The sequence below is a fragment of the Salinivibrio costicola subsp. alcaliphilus genome, assembly GCF_001996185.1.
GTDB classification, from domain to species: domain Bacteria; phylum Pseudomonadota; class Gammaproteobacteria; order Enterobacterales; family Vibrionaceae; genus Salinivibrio; species Salinivibrio costicola.
In genome coordinates, this window is the sequence record NZ_MUFR01000085.1 from 1 (window position 1) to 2,463 (window position 2,463).

Genomic DNA, 2,463 nt, shown 5'->3' on the forward strand with positions numbered 1-2,463 from the left:
TTACTGTGACTCTTCCTGAGATCGCAGGGTCTTTGACGTCTCGTATTAACGATAACTTTCAGATGTTCAATCATGCATCTTCAAGTTAATTGGGTATACGCTTGATTTAACACCCACCGTTAGTGACTAAGGAGTCATTATGAAGAGACACGTATTGATGGCGGTCATGCTTGCTGCTGGCGTCACCGCCTGTAGCAGTAGCAATGATGCGAACAATGCTAAAAACGAGGTCACAACCTCTGGCGTTGCTCAACAATGGCAACTGACCATGATTGATCAACAGGCTATCAGTGCGGAAGGATCCCCAACGTTAAACGTCAATAAGGATATGGAAGTCAACGGCTATACCGGCTGTAACCGTTACTTTGGTAAGGCGGAACTCGACAATAATCGCTTCAAGATTGATCGTATGGCCAGTACGAAAATGGCTTGCGCGGAAAACGCAATGGCGTTAGAACAAACCATGAGCCAAGTGTTGGGTCAATGGAGCGACGCTAGCGTGCGCAATAACACATTGTTACTCAGTAATGATGCGCACACCTTAGTTTTTACCCCAGTTAACTCATCCAAGGCGACAGATGATCCGTTACTTAAGAGCCCAGCGGTAAATTCACGCTTCAACAAGGGCGAGAAATATTAACTCTATATCTCAAAGATCGATTCCTGATCTTAAAGACCGGCTCGTGAACGTAAAAGCCGATGAGTTATCCTAGAGGGCGGTACTTGGAGGGCGGTACTTGTTACCGCTCGCTTTTTCACGACACCACCATCCAATGCCAACCTTTATCGACATCAGCCTTCGCTCGCGTCAAGCCTATTTCGCCATAAGCGCATAGTCTTGAAGCCGTCATTTCTTTTTGCTCAGTTACGGTGACGCCGCCTACAAACACAGCAACCCGACTCTCCGGTTCGTCCTCAAAAGGTATCTGAAGCCGTTTAACCGCGGTGACGCATTCTTCCCCTAATCGCGAGGCCCCCTCAGTGCGAGGCAATATTGCAATAAATTGACTTCCCGTGTAACGACAGACGAGATCGCCTGGTCGTTTAAGCATCTCATCAATGGCTTGTGCCACTTGGCGGATCAACTGATCACCCGCAACCCGACCGTATTGACTGTTGTAATTAGATAGGTGCTGGATTTCGACCAGCATTAAGCTCAGGGGTGTTTCATCACGGACCGCGCGCTGGATTTCGCGCTCTAATGCTTGTTCAAATTGGGTTCGGTTATATAACCCCGTCAACCCATCACATTTGGTCATTGATTCTAATCGGCTATTCGCATCTTTGAGCGCATGTGTTTTTTGCTCGACTTGGACTTGAACACTGTACGCCCGTGCCTGCAGGCGATAGAGCAGATAACAAATCACAAAAAAGATGCCACTACCGATCAAAAACGTCCACATTGGCACCCAGCTTTGTCTTTGTTGCATGTAACTGACTGTGGGATAGCCCACCAACTCCCACTCTCGTCCGGCAAATAAAATGGGTTCAGCGGGCTGTTGTGCCAGCGAATCCTTCATTTGTGCCAGTTCAACACGATGGGTATGCAACACTTGGCGATGATTAGGATCGGTGGTATCAATTAGGGTGTAATTGATACCGTCATTGATCACGGTTTTTATCGCAAGATTGACCAGGGTTTCTACATCGATCACTGCCACTAAAAATCCACGCAAATCCTGGGTATTATCCCCTGCTAGTTGTTCGGGATCGACGAGGATCGGCATAATGAGCAAAAAGCCACGTACATCACCATACGCCCGTTCCATGGTCGTAGCAGGCGTAGCCACTGGTACACCAGTATTAAAGCTAGTTTTAAGTGCCTGGCGTGTGATGGGTGTTGAGCCCAAATCATAACCCATCACAGCGTCTGATTGATTGTTACCTGAGGTAAATCTAAGGGGAAAATACATATCACGGCGAGAGGCGGTTACTAACTGGCTCTGATCGTTGAGTTCAACAATATTGAAGCTTGTTCGATCAGGCTGAGCCGCTGTCATACCTTGTGTGTAATGCCGGCGTTGATGATGCATGACAATATCGGCCCACTCGATCGATTTGAAACTAGGATGACGCTTTAATACCCCAGAGGTTAGAGGCTGAAAATTGCGGGCGTTTAAGCGATGCCCAGCATCGAAGTGATTCTTAACCGCATAAAGCAGTTCAAGACCCAGGTTGACCTCGCGCGCCAGCGCCATTGCCGCATTATTAACATCCTTGTGCAGCTCTTTACGAATGGCTTCTTGCTCTTTTTGATAGAGTAGATGCGCCGTGAATGCCGCAAACCCTACACCAATAAGCGCCGTTATGATGATGATACTCCATGCACGCCGAGGCATTATTACTATCCTTACCCTATATTACCTATACCCAATTAACTTGAAGATGCATGATTGAACATCTGAAAGTTATCGTTAATACGAGACGTCAAAGACCCTGCGATCTCAGGAAGAGTCACAGTAA

2 protein-coding genes are annotated in these 2,463 nt (G+C 47.3%); one reads left to right on the forward strand and one right to left on the reverse strand.

Going from position 1 to position 2,463, the window contains the following annotated elements; all coding sequences use genetic code 11:
- Positions 1-139 precede the first annotated feature (139 nt).
- The gene (locus BZJ21_RS15160) at positions 140-640 is read left to right on the forward strand and encodes an META domain-containing protein (protein WP_077670241.1); all 501 of its coding nucleotides are present in this window, start codon (positions 140-142) and stop codon (positions 638-640) included.
- A 115-nt stretch (positions 641-755) separates the two neighbouring features.
- On the opposite strand, the gene BZJ21_RS15165 is transcribed toward BZJ21_RS15160, so the two are convergent.
- Entirely contained in the window at positions 756-2,339 is a 1,584-nt protein-coding gene (locus BZJ21_RS15165; RefSeq protein ID WP_077670242.1) for a CHASE domain-containing protein, read from the reverse strand.
- Positions 2,340-2,463 lie beyond the last annotated feature (124 nt).